The sequence below is a fragment of the Aquicoccus sp. SU-CL01552 genome (assembly GCF_040365005.1).
In the GTDB taxonomy this organism is placed as follows: Bacteria; Pseudomonadota; Alphaproteobacteria; order Rhodobacterales; family Rhodobacteraceae; genus Antarcticimicrobium.
This window is the reverse complement of record NZ_BAABWV010000001.1, coordinates 13,824-31,557: the sequence shown is the minus strand read 5'-3', so window position 1 is coordinate 31,557 and position 17,734 is coordinate 13,824. Positions and strand designations below refer to the sequence as shown.

Sequence of the window (17,734 nt, the reverse complement as noted above, 5' to 3'; positions counted from 1 at the left end):
GTTGGTTGCCATTGACAGACTTCAAATTCTGAAGTTAGCGTTTTCACAAACATCACCGCATGTCAATTTCCCCGGAGGAGCCTCATGAAACTTTATTACGCGCAGAACACCCGCGCTGTCCGCGTCGCCTGGTTGCTGGAAGAACTCGGCCTCGATTACGAAATCGAGAAATTCGAACTGGGCGGCCGCGACATGCGCGCGCCGGAGTACCTCAAGATCCATCCGCTGGGCCGGGTGCCGGTGCTGGAGGATGGCGATATCCGGATCTTCGAATCCGGCGCCATCGTGCAGTACATCCTTGCCCTTTACGGTAACGGACGCCTGCAACCCGCTGTCGGAACGCAGGAATTTGCAGAATACCTGCAGTGGTTCCATTACTGCGAAGGCATGATCATGCCGCCGATCAACACGCTGGTGGTCGAGACCGTGCTGCTGCCGCCCGAGCGGCGCACCGAGTTGAACGTCAAGCGCGCCACCAAGCTGCTGAACCAGATGCTGATGGCGGTGGATCACCACATGGAGGGGCGCGCCTTTCTCGCCGGTGAGTTCTCGGCCGCAGACATCATGACCGGCCATTCCGTCACCGTCTCCCGCGACATGCTGAAGATGGATTTCTCGGACAAGCCGAACCTCGCGGCCTATGCCGACCGGCTGCTGGAGCGGCCGGCGCTGCAAAAGGCGCGCACCCTGTGAGCGCGCCGGTCGCGCTGATCGTCGGGGCCGGCGACCATATCGGCGCGGCCATTGCCCGGCGGTTTGCCGCCGGCGGCTTTACCGTCTGCGTTGGGCGGCGCAACGGCGACAAGCTGTCCCCGTTGGTGGCCGAGATCGAGGCGGCCGGCGGCCGCGCGCGGGGCTTCGCGATGGATGCCCGGGACGAAGACAGCGTCACCCAGACCTTTCGCACCGTCGAAGAGACCGTCGGCCCGATCGACCTGGTGATTTTCAATGTCGGCGGCAACGTGCGTTTCCCGCTCCTCGAGACCACGTCGCGGGTGTTCCGAAAGGTCTGGGAAATGGCCTGTTTCGCGGGGTTTCTGTGCGGGCGCGAGGCGGCGCGCCACATGCTGCCGCGCGGGCGCGGCGCGATCTTTTTCACCGGGGCCACGGCCTCGGTTCGGGGTGGCGACGGCTATGCCGCCTTTGCCGCCGGCAAGGCGGGGCTGCGCAACATGGCGCAAAGCCTGGCGCGGGAACTGGGGCCACGGAACATCCACGTGGCGCACCTGGTGATCGACGCCGGTGTCGACACCGCCTTTGTCCGCGACCGCATCACCGCCGCCGGCGGCGATCCGCACGCCTTGCCGCCCGATACGCTGATGCGCCCGGAATCCGTGGCCGAGGCCTATTGGATGCTGTATCATCAGGGCCGTGACGCATGGACCTTCGAGCTTGACCTGCGGCCCTTCCGGGAGACCTGGTGATGCAAGAGATCGAATTCCTTTACGATTTTGGCAGCCCCAACGCCTATCTGGTGCACAAGGTGCTGCCGGACCTCGCCGCGCGGGCGGGGGCAAGGGTACGTTACGTGCCGGTGCTGCTGGGCGGCATCTTCAAGGCGACCGGCAACCAGCCGCCGATCTTTACCTATCGCGAGGTGCGCGGCAAGCTGGCCTATCAGGCGCGCGCGATCGAGCGTTTTGTCGCCCGCCACGGGCTGAAGTACCACATGAACCCGCATTTCCCGGTGAAGACGCTGACGCTCATGCGGGCCGCCCTCCATGCGAGCGGCAAGGACTGGGAAGACACCTTTGTCGACGCGGTGTTCGACGCGATCTGGGTGCACGGGCAGAAGATGGACGACGAAGAGGTGATCGGCGATGTGCTGGCCGAGGCCGGGCTGCCCGCACGCGATATCCTCGCCGCAGTCGCCGACCCGGAGGTCAAGTCGGCGCTCACCGCGCAGACCGAGGCGGCGGTGGCGCGCGGCGTCTTCGGTGCGCCGACCATGTTCGCGCGGGGCGAGATGTTCTTTGGCAAGGACAGCCTGCCCGATCTGGCCTACGAACTGGGCCGCGGCTGAGGCCGTTCAGACCTCCAGCCACTCCTTGCGGACATCCTCGCGCGCGCGCAGCTCGTCCGGCGTGCCCTCGAACACCACCTTGCCATGGCCCATCACATAGACCCGGTGGGCGATGTCCATGGCGATGGAGAGTTTCTGCTCGACCAGCAGGGTGGCGATGCCACGCCGGGCGATCTCCTCCAGCAGGCCGGCCACCTTTTGCACCATCTGCGGCGACAGCCCCTCGGTCGGCTCGTCGATCATTACCAGGTCGGGATCGCCCATCAGGGTGCGGCACATGGTGAGCATCTGCTGTTCGCCACCCGACATCACCGTCGCCTCGACATCGGCGCGGTTGGCAAGGTTTTCGAACATGTCGAACATGTCCTGCATCTTCCAGCGACCGGCGCCCTCCTTCTGTCCCGGCTTCAGCCCCAGGACCAGGTTCTGCCGCGTGGTCAGCCCCTGGAAGATGTCGCGGTTCTCGGGCACATAGCCGACGCCCAGCTTGGCGATCTCATAGGCCTTCTTGCCGGCGATCTCCTGTCCCTTGAACCGGACCGAGCCCTGCGGTTCGACCTCGCCCATGATCGCCTTGCAGGTGGTCGAGCGTCCGACGCCGTTGCGGCCCAGCAGCGCGACGATCTCGCCCTCGGCGATCTGCAGGTTCACGCCCTGAAGGATATGCGATTTGCCGTAAAAGGCATGCATGTCCGTGACTTCCAGCATATTCAATGTTCCGCCTCCAGCGCCGCGCCCAGATAGGCCTCTTGTACCTTGGGGTTGGACCGCACCTCTTCGGGGCGGCCGGTGGCGATGATCTCGCCATAGACCAGTACCGAGATCCGGTCGGCCAGCCCGAACACCACCCCCATGTCATGTTCGACCATGACCAGCGACTTGTTCACGGTCACCTTTTCGATCAGGTCGACGATATAGTCGGTTTCCGAATGGCTCATGCCGGCGGTGGGTTCGTCCAGCATGATCACGTCGGCGCCGCCGGCGATGGTGATCCCGATCTCCAGCGCCCGTTGTTCGGCATAGGAGAGCACCCCGGCGGGCAGATCACGCCGCTCGGTCAGGTTGATCTGTTCCAGGATCTCCTCGGCGCCCTCGGTCAGGTCGCGCGACCGGTTGACCATGTTCCAGAACGAATAGCGATACCCCTGCGCCCAGAGCAGCGAACAGCGGACGTTCTCGAACACCGTCATGCGCGGAAAGATGTTGGTGATCTGGAACGATCGCGACAGCCCCATCCGGTTGATCTCGAACGGCGCCTTGCCGCTGATGTCATGGCCGTGCAGGCGGATCGCGCCGGCGCTGGGCGGGAACCTTCCGGTGATCAGGTTGAACAGCGTCGACTTGCCGGCGCCGTTGGGCCCGATCACCGCGTGCCGCTCGCCCGCGGCGATGGACAGGTCGACGCCACGAATGATCTCGGCCTTGCCGAAGCTTTTCTTCAGCCCGGCGATCTCGAGCGCGGGTGGGGTTGCGTGAAGCCCGGTCATGAGGCACCTCCCTGCGGTGTATTGGCATGGTGCCAGGCCTCGGCCATGGCCGGCGCGCTGCGGCGGGCCAACCAGAATCCGCCGACCGCCGCGATCACGGCAATCGCCAGCGGCAGCGGCGAGTGGCTGTCGAACTGCACCCAGAACAGGGTCATCTCGCTTTCACCCAGGGCGGCGTGGCGCATGTGAAACAGGATCTCCATCACCGATGCGGCCCCCAGCGCGCAGATCGCGGCAGGCACCAGCGTCTTGATGTAGGGCCCGACCAGCAGCCCGGCCCGCCCCAGTCGGAACGGCAGCGCATGCATCATCAGCACCCCCGCCAAGCCGCCGGGGAAATACATCACCGTGGCCACGAAGAGCACGCCGACGTAAAGCTGCCAGATCTCGGTCTGCAGGCTCAGCACGGTTTGCAGCAGCGTGAACACGATCGCCCCCAGGATCGGCCCGAAGAAGAAGCCGACACCGCCCAGGAAGGTGACCAGAAGGATCTGCCCCGAGGTGACGAGGTTCAGGTTCTCTTCGGTCAGGATCTCGTAGTTGATGGCAAACAGCCCGCCGGCGATACCGGCAAAGAACCCCGCCGCGACAAAGGAATAGAACCGAACCCAGCGCGCGGAATAGCCCAGGAACTCGGCCCGTTCGGGATTATCGCGCACCGCGTTGGCCATCCGCCCGACCGGGGTTCGGGAAAACAGGTACATCAACAGCGCCGAAATCATCAGCCAGGCGGCGGTGAGGTAGTAGACCTCGATCTGGTGCAGGAATTCGACCCCGAAGAACGGCAGGCCATAGGTCCGGTCGCCGCTGACCCCCTCTTCACCGCCGAAGAAGGCGACGATGATGACCGAGCAGGAGGCGATCAACTCGCCCACGCCGAGCGAGATCATGGCAAAGATCGTGCCGGCCCGGCGGGTCGAGAAACTGCCGATGATCAACGCCAGCCCCATGCCGAACAGCCCGCCGAAGATCGGCAGCACCGGCAGCGGCATCATGGCAAAGACGTCGTCCCAGTTCATGATATGCACGCAGAAGAACCCGCCGACCCCCATGTAGACCGCATGGCCGAAGCTGAGCATTCCGCCCTGCCCCAGCAGCATGTTGTAGCTGAGCGCGAAGATGATGGTGATGGCCATCTGGTTCATGATCGTGATGGCGCTGTTGGACTGGAAGATGAAGGGCATCACCAGCAGGAACAGCCCGCCCAGGATCCAGGGCATCGCATTGGCCATCGTGAGGGGCACCGGTCGGGCGCGCACTGCGGTGCGTTCCTGCGGCGGGCGCGGCTGTGTCGGGGTGTATTTTTGTTCGATTCCGCTCATGCGTCACGCTTTCCGAACAGGCCATAGGGCCGGAAGACAAGGACAAGGATCATCAGAAGATACGGCAGGATGTCAGCGACCTGCGGCGATGTCAGCGTCCAGAGGTCGGCCCAGGCGCTGTCCCAGACCGGTTCGGGCTTGGAAAATCCGATGCTGGTCAGCAGATCCTCCATCCGCAGGTTGTAGGACTTGGCAAAGGTGGTGATCCAGCCGATCAGCAAGGAGGCCACGAGCGCCCCCCAGAGCGAGCCGAGACCGCCGATCACGATGGTCACGAAGACGATCGAGCCCAGCACCACGGCCATGCCCGGAAAGGTCGAGAGCACGGGCCCGGCGATCACGCCGGCGACTCCGGCCAGCGCGGTGCCCACGCCGAACACCCCCATGAAGATCAGCGGCACGTTATGCCCCAGCGCCTCGACCGTGCGGGGATAGCTCAGTGCGGCCTGGATGATCATGCCCACCCGGGTTCGGGTCAGCACGTAGAGCAGCGACACGAAGATCGCGACCGAGATGAAGATCATGAACACCTTGTAGGCCGGGATCGAATTGCCCGCGATCGAGAAGGCGGTGAATTGCAGCACCTCGGGGATCGCATAGGGGATCTGGTCCTTGCCCCAGATGAACTGCACCGCCTCTTCGATCAGCAGCGCCAGCCCGAAGGTAAAGATCAGCTCGGGCACATGGCCGTACTGGTGGACCCGCCGCAGCCCGTAGCGTTCGATCATCGCGCCCACCAGTCCGACCGCCGGTGGCGCGATCAGAAGGCCCATCCAGAACCCCAGGTAGAGGCTGACCTGATAGGCGAAATAGGCGCCGAGCATGTAGAAACTGGCGTGTGCGAAGTTCAGGACGCCCATCATCGAAAAGATGAGGGTCAGCCCCGCCGACAACATGAACAATAGTAAGCCGGTCACCAACCCGTCGATCAGATTGACGAGAATGAGGTCCATGCCCTCTCTCCCCTTGCTGGAAAATTTTGTTGTGATCTGCCTGCCTGGCCCCCACCCGACCTGGCAGGCGGGGGCCGATGCGATGCGTCTTACGGACGCTTCATCTTGCAGGTGGTCGGGGTGTCCATGCCTGCCATCTCGACGGAATCCTCGGTCACGATGCCGTAGCCGGAATTGTCAAAGTCAAAGGTCAGGCCCTCATCGGTATGGACGTGAACGTGCAGGTTCTGGACCACTTGGTGGTCCTGCGGCCGCATGTAGAGCTTGCCGCCCCAGAGTTCCTCGTATTCCATCCCCTCAAGCGCATTGGCGACGGCGACCACGTCGGTGGCCGTGCCGGCCTTGTCGATGGCCTGGGCCAGCATGCCGATCGTGTTGGCGATCCGCGGCTGGTCGATATTGCCATCAGGATACTTGGCCAGGAAGGCGCGATAGTAGTCCGCCGCCGCATCCGAGGCGGGCGGGTTGATCTCCCCCTGGGCGATCAGGCGGATGGTCCCCTTGCCGGATTCACCGATGGCCCCGGTGATGCCGCTGCCGGCGGCGTAGTAGGTGTAGATCGGGCCCTCAAACCCGTTATCGACCACCGCCTTGCCAAGGTTCAGCATGTCGGCACCCCAGTTGCCGGTGATCACCGCATCCGCCCCGCTCGACACGATCTTGCGCGCGTAGGGGGTGAAGTCCTTGACCTTGCCGATCGGGTGCAATTCGTTTCCGACGATCTCGATATCGGGACGCTTGGCACCCAGCATGCTGGACGCCGCCGCAGCGACGGCCTTGCCGAAGCCATAGTCCTGCCCGATGACGTAGACCTTCTTGATGTTGTCTTTCTGCGCGATCACATCGGTCAGCGCGTCCATCTTCATGTCCGAGTTGGCGTCGAAGCGGAAGTGCCAGAACTTGCAGTCATCGTTGGTCAGCGCCGGATCGACCGCCGCATAGTTCAGGTACAGCACCCGGCTGTCCGGGTTGCGGCGGTTGTGCTTGTCGATGGCCTCGGTCAGCGCGTGACCCACGCCGGAGGAATTGCCCTGAACGACATAGCGGATCCCCTGGTCGATGGCGACCTGAAGCTGGATCAGGGACTCCTTGGGGCTAATCTTGTTGTCGAAGGGCACGATCTCGAACATCTGGCCGTCAAGCACGCCCCCAGCCTCGTTGACCAGGCGCTCCGCCGCGAACTGGAACTGGCTCAGCCCGTTGCTCCCGGTGCTGGCAAAGGGACCCGACAACGGATCGATAAAGGCGATCTTGACGTTTTCGGCCAGGACAGCGCCGGCGCTTACAGTAAGTGCGAGCACGGCACCGAGGCCGAGCTTCATGGATTTCCGCATGTTTCTCCTCCCATAGAGAGGTGCAGCTTTTCCGCCTCCAGCGGCGCCGCACCTAGGGGAAGAGTTGCACATCACCGGATAAAGTCAAGCGCTCCAACCCGGAGTGACGTACCGTCGAAACGACAGAAGTGACAATCACGACCCGACCACTCATCAAATTACCCGCCTCGATTTCCGTCAAGCTGTTTCTAACATGACTTATGACCGTTACCGTATTGCTTTAACGTATTTTTTGGACACCTCTAAAGTTAACCTGATACTTTTACATATCCCGGCAAGATCACCGTATGGCATGGGCTTCCATGCGGGTTCCGGCGCCTATGCCCCCTGTGAAACGGCCCTGACCGGTCGATCGGGCGTACACTGAATCGAGGGCGTCAGTTTCGCACAGAAAAATTTAATTTCGTGAGCTTCAAGCGATTCCCTCGCGCTGCGCGCCCGGGGTCAGGCGCGCAGGCTCAGCCGCTTTCCCGCCTCGATCAGGCGCGGACCATAATGGGTCTCAAGCTGTTTCTTCTTCACGTGGAAGGAGGGGCCGCCCACGTTCAGCCCGTACACAGGACCGCCTTCGAGGGCAAAGACAGGAACCGCGATGCCGTTCACGTCGCTGCGCCAACTGCCATAGGCGGTGCAGAAACCCTGCGCCTCGTATTCCGCCAACGCGGTCGCGAATTCCGCCCGCCGCAGGGCATCACCCTCGGGGTCGGCGCACAGCGCGGTCTCGAACTCTGCCTCGCGCGCCTCCTCAGGCATCGCCACCAGGATCGCACGGCCGATCGCGGAATGGAACAGCGGCGCGCGCGATCCCACCCGCATGGTCAGCGACACGTCCTCGACCGAGCTTCGCGTCGCGATGTAGATCACCACGTCGCGAAACCTCTCGCCCAGGGCAACGGTGATATAGGAATTGGGCCCCTGCCCCAAGTCGCTGAGAACCTCCGCCGCGCGGTCGCCGATCTCCATCCCCGCCAGAACGCCGAACCCCAGTTGCAGCACCCCGGCCCCCAGCCGATAGGTTCCGGTCCGCGGGTCGGCCACCAGGTACTCCAGCTTGCACAGGGTATAGGTCAGCCGCGACACCGTGGGTTTGGGCAGGCCGGTCCGTTCGGAGAAATCGGTATTGGTCAGCTCGACCTCGCCCGGACGGAAACAGCGCAACACGTCCAGGCCGCGCGCCAGCGCGGTGATGAAGTTGCGGTCCTTGTCCTCGTCCGGGTTCGGGTCCATCACCGGTCGCCTCCGTCAAGCGCGGCAAGCCCGTGCTCGGCGAACAACGGAACATAGCGACCCAACTGCCGCCCCCGCTCCGGGTTCGAGGCATTGCCGTCCAGCGCGCGTTTCAACACGCCCTGGATGATGCCCGCCATGCGGAAGAAACAGAACCCCAGGTAAAATCCGAAGTTGTCGATCCCCGGCAAGCCGCGGCGTTCGCAATAGCGCGCGATGAATTCCTCGTCGCTGGGCAGGCCGAGCGCGGCGCGGTCGAGGCCGGCCAGCCCGCGCCCCTCGTTGCCCGGCGGCATCTGCCATTGCATGATGACGGCGGCGAGGTCGGCATAGGGGTGGCCGATGGTCGACAACTCCCAGTCCAGCACCGCGAGGCACTCGGGCCCGTCCTTGGCAAAGATCATGTTGTCGATGCGGTAATCGCCGTGCACCAGTGTGCGCTGCCCGTCGTCGGGCGGGATCGCGGCAGCCAGCCGCTCCATCAGCCTGTTCATCGCGGGAACGCTCTCGGTCTCGGAGGCACGGTACTGTTTAGACCAGCGCCCGACCTGGCGTTCGAAGTAATTTCCCGGCGGGCCATAATCCGACAGCCCGACCGCGCCGATATCGACCATGTGCAACTCGGCCAACACGCGGTTCATCTCGTCGATGACGCCGGCGCGGGTGGCGTTGTCCTCGGCCTTCATGGTCGGGTCGGCAAAGTTGCGCCCGTCGAGGAAATCCATCACGTAGAACGCCGAGCCGATGACGCTGTCGTCTTCGCACAAAAGGTGCATCTTGGCGACCGGCACCTTGCTGCCTTCGAGCGCCTTTTGGACCCGGAACTCCCGATCCACCGCATGGGCCGATTTCAGCAACACCCCGGGGGGTTTGCGCCGCAGCACGTATTTTTTCGCCGGTGTCGCCAGCAGAAAGGTCGGGTTGGACTGGCCGACGTCGAATTTCGTCGCCTCCAACGGCCCCTCATACCCGGGCAGATGCGCCCGCAGGTAGGCATCCACCGCGTCAAGATCGAGTGTCTGGGACGTGTTCGTCATCGGTCATCCTCAGCTATAGGTCAGCAAATCGGCCGCCCCGGGCAGCGCGAAATGCGGTGTTGTATTGAATTCATGCAGGAAAAACCGCTGCGCGGAAAAGATGAATCGCGATATCGAGGTGTTCTTGATCTGCAGGTTCAGCGCGATCATCTGTTTCGGCGGCGCCTCCAGACTGGCGGCGACGAGCTGTCCGATGGCGCCGCCGGAGCTGACCACGAGCACGCGATCCCCCGCATCACCGGTGGAAAACGCCCGCGCGGCCTCGACCCGGGCGGAGAAATCGGCCCAGCTTTCCCGCGCCGAGGCCAGCCCGCCCGCCTGCCAGTCAAGGATGGTCTCACGCAGGGTCCGGAAATGGGTCTTGCGATCGCCGACAACCGCATCCGGCACATCGCCGCCGAAGCGGGCGTACAGCAGGTCGTGGAAATCATACTCGTTCCAGCCGGGGTGGGTTTCCGGCGCCGCCTCGAACCCCATCGAGCGCAGGGTCTGCTTTTGCCGCTGCAAGGTGCCGGTGATCAGCCGGTCGGGCACCCAGCCCGAGGCGCGCAGGGCTTCGCCCGCGACCTCGGCCTGCCTGTGGCCGAGGTCGGTCAGCCGGTCATAGCCCGCGGCATCCCCGGCGCCGAAAGACGCCTGCGCATGCCGTATCACCAAAAGCTCGGCCATCTGCGCTCAGTCGCCCCACGGCAGGGACAACCCGCGCGCATCGGCGGCCTTGCGGGCGTATTTGCGGGTTTGCTGGAAGGCATCGGTCAGTTCCGTCTGTCCAGCAGGGTCCGAAATCGCCTCGAACCGGGCTGCGACCCCCTCGGGCTTGTTCTCCGCCCCCTCCAGCAGGATCCCCTCGGTCTCGTATACCCGGGTCACGGCGTAACAGCCCGCCCCGGCGCCGAGAATGGTGCGCGAGGGGGCATCCTCGCTGACAAGGTAGAGCAGGCCCGGGGTGATGGTCTCCGGCGCCAGAAGCTCCAGCGCCTGCTCGGGCATCAGGCTTTCGGTCATGCGGGTGGCGGCGGTGGGGGCCAGGGTGTTGACGCGGATATCGTCACGTGCGCCCTCGATATGCAGCACGTTCATCAGCCCCATCATCGCCGCCTTGGCCGCGCCGTAGTTCGACTGGCCAAAGTTGCCGTAGAGCCCCGACGCCGAGGAGGTCAGCACGATCCGCCCGTATTTCTGTTCGCGCATGATCGGCCAGACCGCGTGGGCGCAGGTAGCGCTGCCCATCAGGTGCACGTCGACCACCTTGCGGAAATCATCCAGCGTCATCTTGGCGAATGTCTTGTCGCGCAGGATGCCGGCGTTGTTGACCAGGATGTCGATGCGGCCCCATTGCTTCATCGCCTGTTCGACCATGTCACGCACGCCGGCCTCGTCGGCCACGTCGGCGCCATGCGCCATCGCCTCGCCGCCTCCGGCGCGGATCTCGTCCACCACGGCGCTGGCGGCGCTCTCCGAGCGGCCCTCGCCATCGGTCGCGGCGCCGAGATCGTTGATCACCACCTTGGCGCCACGCGCCGCCAGCCCCAGCGCGTGACTGCGCCCCAGTCCGGCGCCCGCGCCGGTGACGATGGCGACCCGCCCGTCAAATCGGATATCCATGTGTCTTCTCCTCCTCGTTTCGCGTCAGTCCAGCGCCGGCGCGAAGATATTGTTGCCCATCTGGACGTTGAGCCCGCCCGAGACCGGGATCACCGCGCCGGTCACATAGGCCCCGCCACGGCCGCAGAGAAACTGCATGCAGCCGGCGATATCCTCGGCCCGGCCAACCCGGCCCAGCGGCACGCCCGCCCCCACCTTGGCGCGCTTTTCCTCGTCCACGGTGGCAAAGGCGGTCATCTTGGAGACGAAGGGCCCCGGCGCCAGCGCGTTGACGGTGATCGCCTGTCCCGCCAGTTCCTTGGCCAGGATCTTGGTCAGGTGCATCACCGCCGCCTTGGAGGCCGAGTAGCTATAGGCGCCGTCGCCCATCGGCACCTCGCCCATGACCGAGCCGACGTTGACCACCCGCGCCGGGTCGTCGATGCTGCCCGAGGCGACCAGCATCGGCAGCAGTTTCTGGGTCAGGTGGAACGGGCCAGAGACATTGAGCCCCAGCACCTTGTCCCAGGCCTCGTAAGGGAACTGACCCAGCGGCGCGCCCCACGTGCGACCCGCGTTGTTCATAAGGATATCAAGGGTTTCCGTGCGATTCTTGACCTCTTGCGCGAGGGCGTCTATGCCTTCTTCGCTGCCGACGTCGCCGGCAAAGCCCTCGGCTTTTCCAGGGGCGCCGAGCGCGTTGAGCTCTGCCGCCACGGCAGCGCAGGCGTCGCCCTTGCGGCTGGCGATCAGGACGCGGGCGCCGGCACAGACCAGCCCCTCGGCGGCCATGCGGCCGATGCCGGTGGCGCCGCCGGTGACCAGTGCCGTCTTGCTGGCCAGGTTGAACAGGGTTTCAGGTGTCATGATCGCTCCTTCAGAATCCGCGCAAACGGGCGACGACGCCCGCGTGATAGCCATAATCGCCCAGCCATTCGGCCCCGACACGGGCGCGCTTCATGTAAAAGCCCATGTCAAAGGCATCGGTCATGCCGATCCCGCCGTGCATCTGCACCCCCTCCTGCACCGCGAGTTGCGCGGTCTGGCTGGCGCGTGCCTTGGCCAGCGACACCGCAAGCGCGGCATTGGCAGGGTCGTTGTCCAGCATCCGGCCCGCGTGCAGGATGGCCGAGGCGGTCACCTCGCAGTCGCACCACAGGTGCGCGGCGCGGTGCTGCAACGCCTGGAATCCGCCGATCAACACGCCGAACTGCTTACGCTCCTTGAGATAGCCCACCGTCAGCCCGAAGGCCCCGGCGGCCAGCCCGGTCATCTCGGCGGCCAGCGCCGCCTGCCCCGCGCGCAACGCCGGCGCCAGCACGGTCATTGCATCATCGACCTGGCCCAGCACATCCTCGCCCGTCGCCTCGACCCCGGAAAACGTGATCCGCGCCGCATCGCGGCTGTCGATCATCGGTTGCGCGTCGCGCTCGATCCCGGCGCGGTCTGCGGGGATGTCGAACAGGGTCAGCCCGTCCCCCGTGCGCGCCAGCACCAGCAGCCGGTCGGCAAAGCCGCCGTCGACGACAAAGCGCTTCTCGCCATCAAGGCGAAAGCCGTTTCCGACCCGTTCGGCGCGCAGCGCGGTGGCCTCCGGGTCGTGCTTGGTGCTTTCGTCAATCGCCAGCGCATAGGTGCGCGTGCCCTCGGCGATGGCACTCATGGCCTCGGTCGCGCGCCCATCCGACACCTGCCGCAGGGCGGTGGCGGCGATCACGGCGGTCGACAGGAACGGGCTGACGCTCAGGGTCTTGCCCATCTCCTCGGCTAGCACGTTGGCGGCGGCAAATCCCATGTCGGCGCCACCGGCGGCCTCGGGCACCAGCACCCCGGTCCAGCCCATCCGGGCCATCTCCTGCCAGAGGGCGGGATCGTGGGTCTGGCCCGCATCGCGCAGCGCGCGCAGCTTGGTCACCGGGGCCGCCTCGTCGAGAAATCCGCGCGCGGCATCGGCCAGCATGGTTTCTTCTTCGGTTCTTACCAGTTTTGTCATCTTCTTCACCCCGGCAGCCCGAGGACACGGCGCGAGAGGATGCTGAGCATCACCTCCGACGTACCGCCCTCGATCGAGTTCGCCTTGCTGCGCAGCCAAAGCGGCGCGCGCCCGTCATCCCACTCCAGCGCATCACTGCCCGCGCCGGCCATGATCAGCTCTTGCCGCGCCTTGTTCAGCTCGGTGCCGACGTATTTCAGCATGGCCGAGGCATCGCCGGTCCCCTGCCCGGATTCGGACTGGTCCTTGTAGCGTTCCAGCGTCAGGCCAAAGGCCAGTTCGTCGATCTCGGCGCGCATTGCATCGGCACGCAGGATCGGGTCGTCGAGATGCCCGCTTTCCGACAGGATCGCGCCCAGCGACCGGCCACTGCCCGCCAGCATCGCCGAGCCCGAGATCATCTCACGCTCATGGGTCAGCAGGTATTTCGCCACGTCCCAGCCACGGTTGATCTCACCCACCTGTGCAGGAATGTCCGCACCGTAGGATTTCGGCACTTTCACGTTGTCGAAAAACGTCTCGCAGAACGGCGAAGCCCCGGAAATCAGCCGGATCGGGCGGGTCGAGGCGCCCGCGCTTTCCATGTCGATCAGCACGAAGGATATACCCTTGTGCTTGGGCGCGTCCTTGTCGGTGCGCAGCAGCGCAAAGATCCAGTCGGCCTGATCGGCGTAAGAGGTCCAGACCTTCTGCCCGTTCACCAGCCAGTGATCGCCCTGATCCTCGGCTTTTGTCTGCACGCTGGCCAGGTCCGATCCCGCGCCTGGCTCGGAATAGCCCTGGCACCAGCGAATCTCACCGCGCGCGATGGGCGGCAGGAAATGCAGCTTTTGCGCATGGGTCCCGAAATGAAGCAGCGCCGGCCCCAGCATCCAGATGCCAAAGCTCTGCAGCGGACGGCGCGCGTTGATGCGCCCCAGCTCGTCGTAAAAGACCTTTTCCTGGTCCCGGTTCAGCCCGGCACCGCCATACTCTTTCGGCCAGGTCGGCACGGTGTAGCCCGCCGCCGCGCAGCGCTCGAGCCAGGTTTTCTGTGCTTGTGACGTAAAGTTCCAGTTCTTGCCGCCCCAGCAGATGCTATCCTCATCCACGGCGCCGTCGCGCATTTCCTGCGGGCAATTCTCGTCCAGCCACGCCCGGATATCGGCCCGAAACCCAGTCAGGTCGTCTGTGTCCTGCACCATGCCTCCCCCTCATGTTGCCTATTTCATTTCGCAGAGCAAAATTGCATTTTGCATTTCGATTGACAACACTCATCTTCAAAAGGATGACTTGTTGCGACGCAGCGGCAGGCCGGGCCAGCCGCACGAAAAGGGAGGATACGATGAAAGCAATGCTCAGCACCGCCCCCGGCGGACCCGAAACGCTGGAAATGACAGACCTGCCGGACCCGGAGGTGGAAAAGGGCCGCATCCTGGTGCGGGTGCACGCGGCGGGCCTGAACTTTCCCGATACGCTGATCATCCGCGACCTGTACCAGTTCAAGCCGCCGCGCCCCTTTGCGCCGGGCGGCGAGATCGCGGGCGAGGTTCTGGCGGTGGGCGACGGCGTGAAGGGTTTTGCCCCGGGCGACCGGGTCCTGGCTCTGACCGGACACGGCGGATTCGCCAGCCATGTCAACGTCGAGCCGGCCAAGGCGGTCAAGATTCCCGATACGATGCCCTATGAGGACGCGGCCTGTTTCGTGTTCACCTATGGCACCTCGCATCACGCGCTGAAGGACCGGGCCCAGATCCAGCCCGGCGAAACGCTGTTGATTCTCGGGGCGGCGGGCGGTGTCGGCGCCGCCGCGATCGAACTGGGCAAGGCGGCCGGCGCGCGGGTGATCGCGGCGGTTTCGTCCGAGGAAAAGGCCGCCTTCTGCCGCGAGATCGGCGCGGACGAGACGCTGGTCTATCCGCGCGAGATGGACCGCGACGCGCAAAAGGCGCTGTCGTCGCAGTTCAAGGCGCTGGCCGGCGGTGACGGTGTCGACGTGGTCTATGACGCGGTGGGCGGCGATTACGCCGAACCGGCGCTGCGCGCGCTGGCGTGGAAGGGGAGGTTCCTGGTCGTCGGATTTCCCGCCGGCATCCCCAAGATCCCGCTGAACCTGACCCTGCTGAAAGGCAGCCAGATCGTCGGCGTGTTCTGGGGCGCGGCGGTGGCGCGTGAACCCAAGGGCCACGCCGAGAACATGGCCGACCTGTTCCGCCTGTATTCCGAGGGCAAGATCCGACCGCGGATCAGCGCGCGCTTCCCGCTGGACCAGGCGGCGCAGGCGCTGACCCTGATGGAGGAGCGCAAGGCGATGGGCAAGGTGGTGCTGACGGTAGACTGAGCCCGGGTCAGCCCAGATGCGCACATTCGTTGAAGCCGCGCACCGTCATCCGGTCGCCGTGGATCACCAGCCGGCTGATCGAGCCGTTGGCCGCGCCGTTGAAGGCAAAGGCGTCCGACTGCGCGGCCATCGCCATCGCCGCCCCGATCACCCCGCCGTGGACCACCGCGGCGACCAGTTGATCGGGGTGCGCCCCGGCAATGCGCAACAGCCCGGCACGGACCCGGGCGTGCAGCGCTTCGGTGGTCTCGGCGCCGGGGATCTCTCCCCATTCGCGCCGCTGCCGCGCGCGGTCAAAGGCCGGGTCGTTCTCAGCGGCCTTGATCCTGTACAATCCGCCGTCCCAATCGCCCAAGTGCACCTCGCGCAGGTCGGGCTCGACGCGCGGCGCAAGGCCAAGGCGCGCGACCAGCGGCGCCGCGGTCTGGTGGGTGCGTTGCAGCGTGGTGACGTAGATCGCCGCGATCGGCTCCCGCTGCAGCCGCTCGGCCACCGCGCGGGCCTGGGCATGGCCGTTCTCATGCAGCGCCGGATCGCCGTGCCCGTCCTTCATCGGGAACGATTCTCCGGGCCGGGCCGGCATGCTTTCGCCGTGGCGGATCAGCAGGATGTCGGCGGCGCCCGTGGGCGGGCGATAGACGTGCTGGCGGTATTCCTTGGTCATCGGGGCCTCCGGTTGAATGTCGCGCGCCACGCTAACCAGAGGGGCGGCAAGCGCAACCCGTTGCGACGCCCCATCCAGACAACAAAGGGAGAAACCGAATGAAAACGCGAGAGATCGCCATCACCAACCTGCCGGACGGGGCGCTGACACAAGAGCATTTCACCCTGCGCGAGGTCGATCTGCCCACCCCCGGTCCGGGCGAGGTGCTGTTGCGCACGATCCTGATCTCGATCGACGCCGCCGCGCGCGCCTGGTTGCAGGGGGCCACCTATCGCGCGCCGGTGCGGGCGGGCGACGCCATGCCCTGCTATGCGCTTTGCGAAGTGATGGAGAGCCGGGCGCCGGGCCTGTCCGCCGGTGACCTGGTCGGCGGGGAAACCGTCTGGGCCGATCACGCGGTGGTCCCGGCGCGCCAGGTGGAGAAGCTGCCGCCAATGTCCCCGCTCACCCACCACATGAGCGTCTACGGCATCGCCGGCAAGACCGCCTTTCACGGGTTGTTGAGCGTCGGTCGGCCCATCGCCGGGGAAACCGTGCTGGTCTCGGCCGCTGCGGGGGCGGTCGGGGCCTATGTCGGCCAGATTGCCAAGGCGCTGGGCTGCCGGGTCGTGGGCGTGGCCGGTGGCGCCGAGAAATGCCGGTTCGTCACCGATGAGCTGGGGTTCGATGCCTGCGTCGATTACCGCGATCCGGGGATGTTCAAGGCGCTGCGCGCCGCCTGCCCCGATGGTGTTGACGTTTATTTCGACAATGTCGGCGGCCCGGTCCTCGAGGCCGCGCTGTTCGCCATAAACGAGCGCGGCCGCGTGGTGTGCTGTGGCGCGATCAGCCAGTACGACAGCGCCGCCGCCTCTGGCCCGCGCAACCTGCCCGGTCTGGTGGTGGTCAAGCGGCTGCGCATGGAGGGGTTCATCGTCATGGATTTCGCCCACCAGGACGCCACCGCCCTGCGCGCGCTGAAAACCTGGGTGGACAGCGGCCAGGTGAAGGTGACCGAGGACGTGATCGAGGGGCTGGAGAACACCCCCGCCGCCCTGATCGGTCTGCTGGCCGGAGAGAACCGGGGAAAACGCATGGTCCGGGTCGGCCCGGATCCCGAATTCGCAAAACAGGAGGAAACGCAATGACCGCAATCGAAACCGCCCGCGCCGAACTGGAGACCAAGATCGGCACCGAGATCGGGGTGTCCGACTGGATCACCGTCGACCAGGCCATGATCGACACCTTTGCCGAGGTGACCCACGATCACCAGTGGATCCACGTCGACCCCGCGCGCGCGGCGGCGGAAACCCCGTTCGGCGGCACCATCGCGCATGGGTTCCTGACCCTCTCGCTGGCCAGCAAGTTCAGCTATGAATGCATGCAGGAGATGCCGGGCCAGGTCATGGGCATCAACTACGGGTTCAACAAGCTGCGCTTTCTCACTCCGGTACCGTCAGGGTCGCGGCTGCGCGGCCGCTTCACCCTGACATCGGTCCGCCAGCGCTCAGAGAGCGAATTGCTGCGCGAACACAAGCTGACCATCGAGATCGAGGGCCACGACAGCCCCGCGCTGGTGGCCGAATGGCTGGGGTTGAGCGTTTTTTCCGACACCCCGGGGTGAGGTCGGAGTCTCGTCCCGCTGGTCGGGTCCGGAACGGACACCACCGAAGATCTGGACAACGTACAGCTTGTACGTGTACCCATGGCTTCAATGGGGGTGTGCGAGTCATGCTGTACAATCGGACCCACCCGGGACGACCGCATCATGGCCTTGTGCCGGCGGTCGACACCCTTGGTTGGGGTTGCAT

The 17,734-nt window shown here is 65.2% G+C and carries 19 protein-coding genes; 6 read left to right on the top strand and 13 right to left on the bottom strand.

All coding sequences use genetic code 11. From position 1 onward, the window contains the following. Positions 1–84 precede the first annotated feature (84 nt). Genes ABWV23_RS00180 through ABWV23_RS00170 form a run of 3 tightly spaced genes read left to right on the top strand, consistent with a single transcriptional unit; the run spans position 85 to position 2,023 of the window. Positions 85–693, top strand: coding sequence for a glutathione S-transferase family protein (locus ABWV23_RS00180; RefSeq protein WP_353343683.1), 609 nt, complete (start codon positions 85–87; stop codon positions 691–693). Beyond that, a complete protein-coding gene (locus ABWV23_RS00175; RefSeq protein WP_353343681.1) occupies positions 690–1,424 on the top strand; it encodes an SDR family oxidoreductase in 735 nt (244 codons plus the stop codon). The genes ABWV23_RS00180 and ABWV23_RS00175 overlap by 4 nt, the downstream gene beginning before the upstream one ends. Beyond that, a complete protein-coding gene (locus ABWV23_RS00170) occupies positions 1,424–2,023 on the top strand; it encodes a 2-hydroxychromene-2-carboxylate isomerase (RefSeq protein WP_353343679.1) in 600 nt (199 codons plus the stop codon). The genes ABWV23_RS00175 and ABWV23_RS00170 overlap by 1 nt, the downstream gene beginning before the upstream one ends. A 6-nt stretch (positions 2,024–2,029) precedes the next feature. Here ABWV23_RS00170 and ABWV23_RS00165 read toward each other — a convergent pair whose 3' ends face one another. The 12 genes from ABWV23_RS00165 to ABWV23_RS00110 all read right to left on the bottom strand — a co-directional run bounded on the left by ABWV23_RS00165 (position 2,030) and on the right by ABWV23_RS00110 (position 14,144). Continuing rightward, complete coding sequence (locus ABWV23_RS00165; protein ID WP_353343677.1) at positions 2,030–2,731, bottom strand: ABC transporter ATP-binding protein; 702 nt, start codon at positions 2,729–2,731, stop codon at positions 2,030–2,032. Positions 2,732–2,733: 2 nt separating this feature from the next. Continuing rightward, on the bottom strand, positions 2,734–3,510 hold the full coding sequence (locus ABWV23_RS00160; protein WP_353343675.1) for an ABC transporter ATP-binding protein: 777 nt from the start codon (positions 3,508–3,510) through the stop codon (positions 2,734–2,736). Beyond that, a complete protein-coding gene (locus ABWV23_RS00155) occupies positions 3,507–4,832 on the bottom strand; it encodes a branched-chain amino acid ABC transporter permease (RefSeq protein ID WP_353343673.1) in 1,326 nt (441 codons plus the stop codon). The genes ABWV23_RS00160 and ABWV23_RS00155 overlap by 4 nt, the downstream gene beginning before the upstream one ends. After that, on the bottom strand, positions 4,829–5,785 hold the full coding sequence (locus ABWV23_RS00150) for a branched-chain amino acid ABC transporter permease (RefSeq protein WP_353343671.1): 957 nt from the start codon (positions 5,783–5,785) through the stop codon (positions 4,829–4,831). Before ABWV23_RS00150 ends, ABWV23_RS00155 begins: the two co-directional genes overlap by 4 nt. Positions 5,786–5,874: 89 nt before the next feature. Next, complete coding sequence (locus ABWV23_RS00145; protein WP_353343669.1) at positions 5,875–7,119, bottom strand: branched-chain amino acid ABC transporter substrate-binding protein; 1,245 nt, start codon at positions 7,117–7,119, stop codon at positions 5,875–5,877. Between the two features lie 444 nt (positions 7,120–7,563). Beyond that, positions 7,564–8,346: an IclR family transcriptional regulator gene (locus ABWV23_RS00140; RefSeq protein ID WP_353343667.1), complete on the bottom strand. Its 783-nt coding sequence runs from the start codon at positions 8,344–8,346 to the stop codon at positions 7,564–7,566. Further along, complete coding sequence (locus ABWV23_RS00135; protein ID WP_353343665.1) at positions 8,346–9,383, bottom strand: phosphotransferase family protein; 1,038 nt, start codon at positions 9,381–9,383, stop codon at positions 8,346–8,348. Before ABWV23_RS00135 ends, ABWV23_RS00140 begins: the two co-directional genes overlap by 1 nt. A gap of 9 nt (positions 9,384–9,392) precedes the next feature. Continuing rightward, the gene (locus ABWV23_RS00130; protein ID WP_353343663.1) at positions 9,393–10,052 is read right to left on the bottom strand and encodes a histidine phosphatase family protein; all 660 of its coding nucleotides are present in this window, start codon (positions 10,050–10,052) and stop codon (positions 9,393–9,395) included. 6 nt (positions 10,053–10,058) lie between these two features. Further along, entirely contained in the window at positions 10,059–10,988 is a 930-nt protein-coding gene (locus ABWV23_RS00125) for an SDR family NAD(P)-dependent oxidoreductase (RefSeq protein WP_353343661.1), read from the bottom strand. 24 nt (positions 10,989–11,012) lie between these two features. Continuing rightward, a complete protein-coding gene (locus ABWV23_RS00120; RefSeq protein WP_353343659.1) occupies positions 11,013–11,834 on the bottom strand; it encodes an SDR family NAD(P)-dependent oxidoreductase in 822 nt (273 codons plus the stop codon). 10 nt (positions 11,835–11,844) lie between these two features. Further along, positions 11,845–12,960: an acyl-CoA dehydrogenase family protein gene (locus ABWV23_RS00115; protein WP_353343657.1), complete on the bottom strand. Its 1,116-nt coding sequence runs from the start codon at positions 12,958–12,960 to the stop codon at positions 11,845–11,847. Positions 12,961–12,965: 5 nt separating this feature from the next. Beyond that, positions 12,966–14,144, bottom strand: a complete 1,179-nt coding sequence (locus ABWV23_RS00110; RefSeq protein ID WP_353343655.1) for an acyl-CoA dehydrogenase family protein — start codon at positions 14,142–14,144, stop codon at positions 12,966–12,968. A 140-nt stretch (positions 14,145–14,284) separates the two neighbouring features. On the opposite strand from ABWV23_RS00110, the gene ABWV23_RS00105 reads away from it, so the two are divergent. Further along, entirely contained in the window at positions 14,285–15,280 is a 996-nt protein-coding gene (locus tag ABWV23_RS00105) for an NADPH:quinone oxidoreductase family protein (protein WP_353343653.1), read from the top strand. A 7-nt stretch (positions 15,281–15,287) separates the two neighbouring features. On the opposite strand, the gene ABWV23_RS00100 is transcribed toward ABWV23_RS00105, so the two are convergent. After that, positions 15,288–15,944: a histidine phosphatase family protein gene (locus ABWV23_RS00100; RefSeq protein ID WP_353343651.1), complete on the bottom strand. Its 657-nt coding sequence runs from the start codon at positions 15,942–15,944 to the stop codon at positions 15,288–15,290. Between the two features lie 98 nt (positions 15,945–16,042). Between ABWV23_RS00100 and ABWV23_RS00095 the strand changes: the two genes are divergently transcribed. Together ABWV23_RS00095 and ABWV23_RS00090 are read left to right on the top strand one after the other, a co-directional pair. Continuing rightward, positions 16,043–17,071 (top strand): NADP-dependent oxidoreductase, encoded by a 1,029-nt coding sequence (locus ABWV23_RS00095; RefSeq protein ID WP_353343649.1) that lies wholly within the window; start codon positions 16,043–16,045, stop codon positions 17,069–17,071. Beyond that, positions 17,068–17,547 carry a MaoC family dehydratase gene (locus ABWV23_RS00090; protein ID WP_353343647.1) on the top strand — a complete coding sequence of 160 codons (480 nt, stop codon included), beginning with the start codon at positions 17,068–17,070 and terminating at the stop codon, positions 17,545–17,547. Before ABWV23_RS00095 ends, ABWV23_RS00090 begins: the two co-directional genes overlap by 4 nt. Positions 17,548–17,734 lie beyond the last annotated feature (187 nt).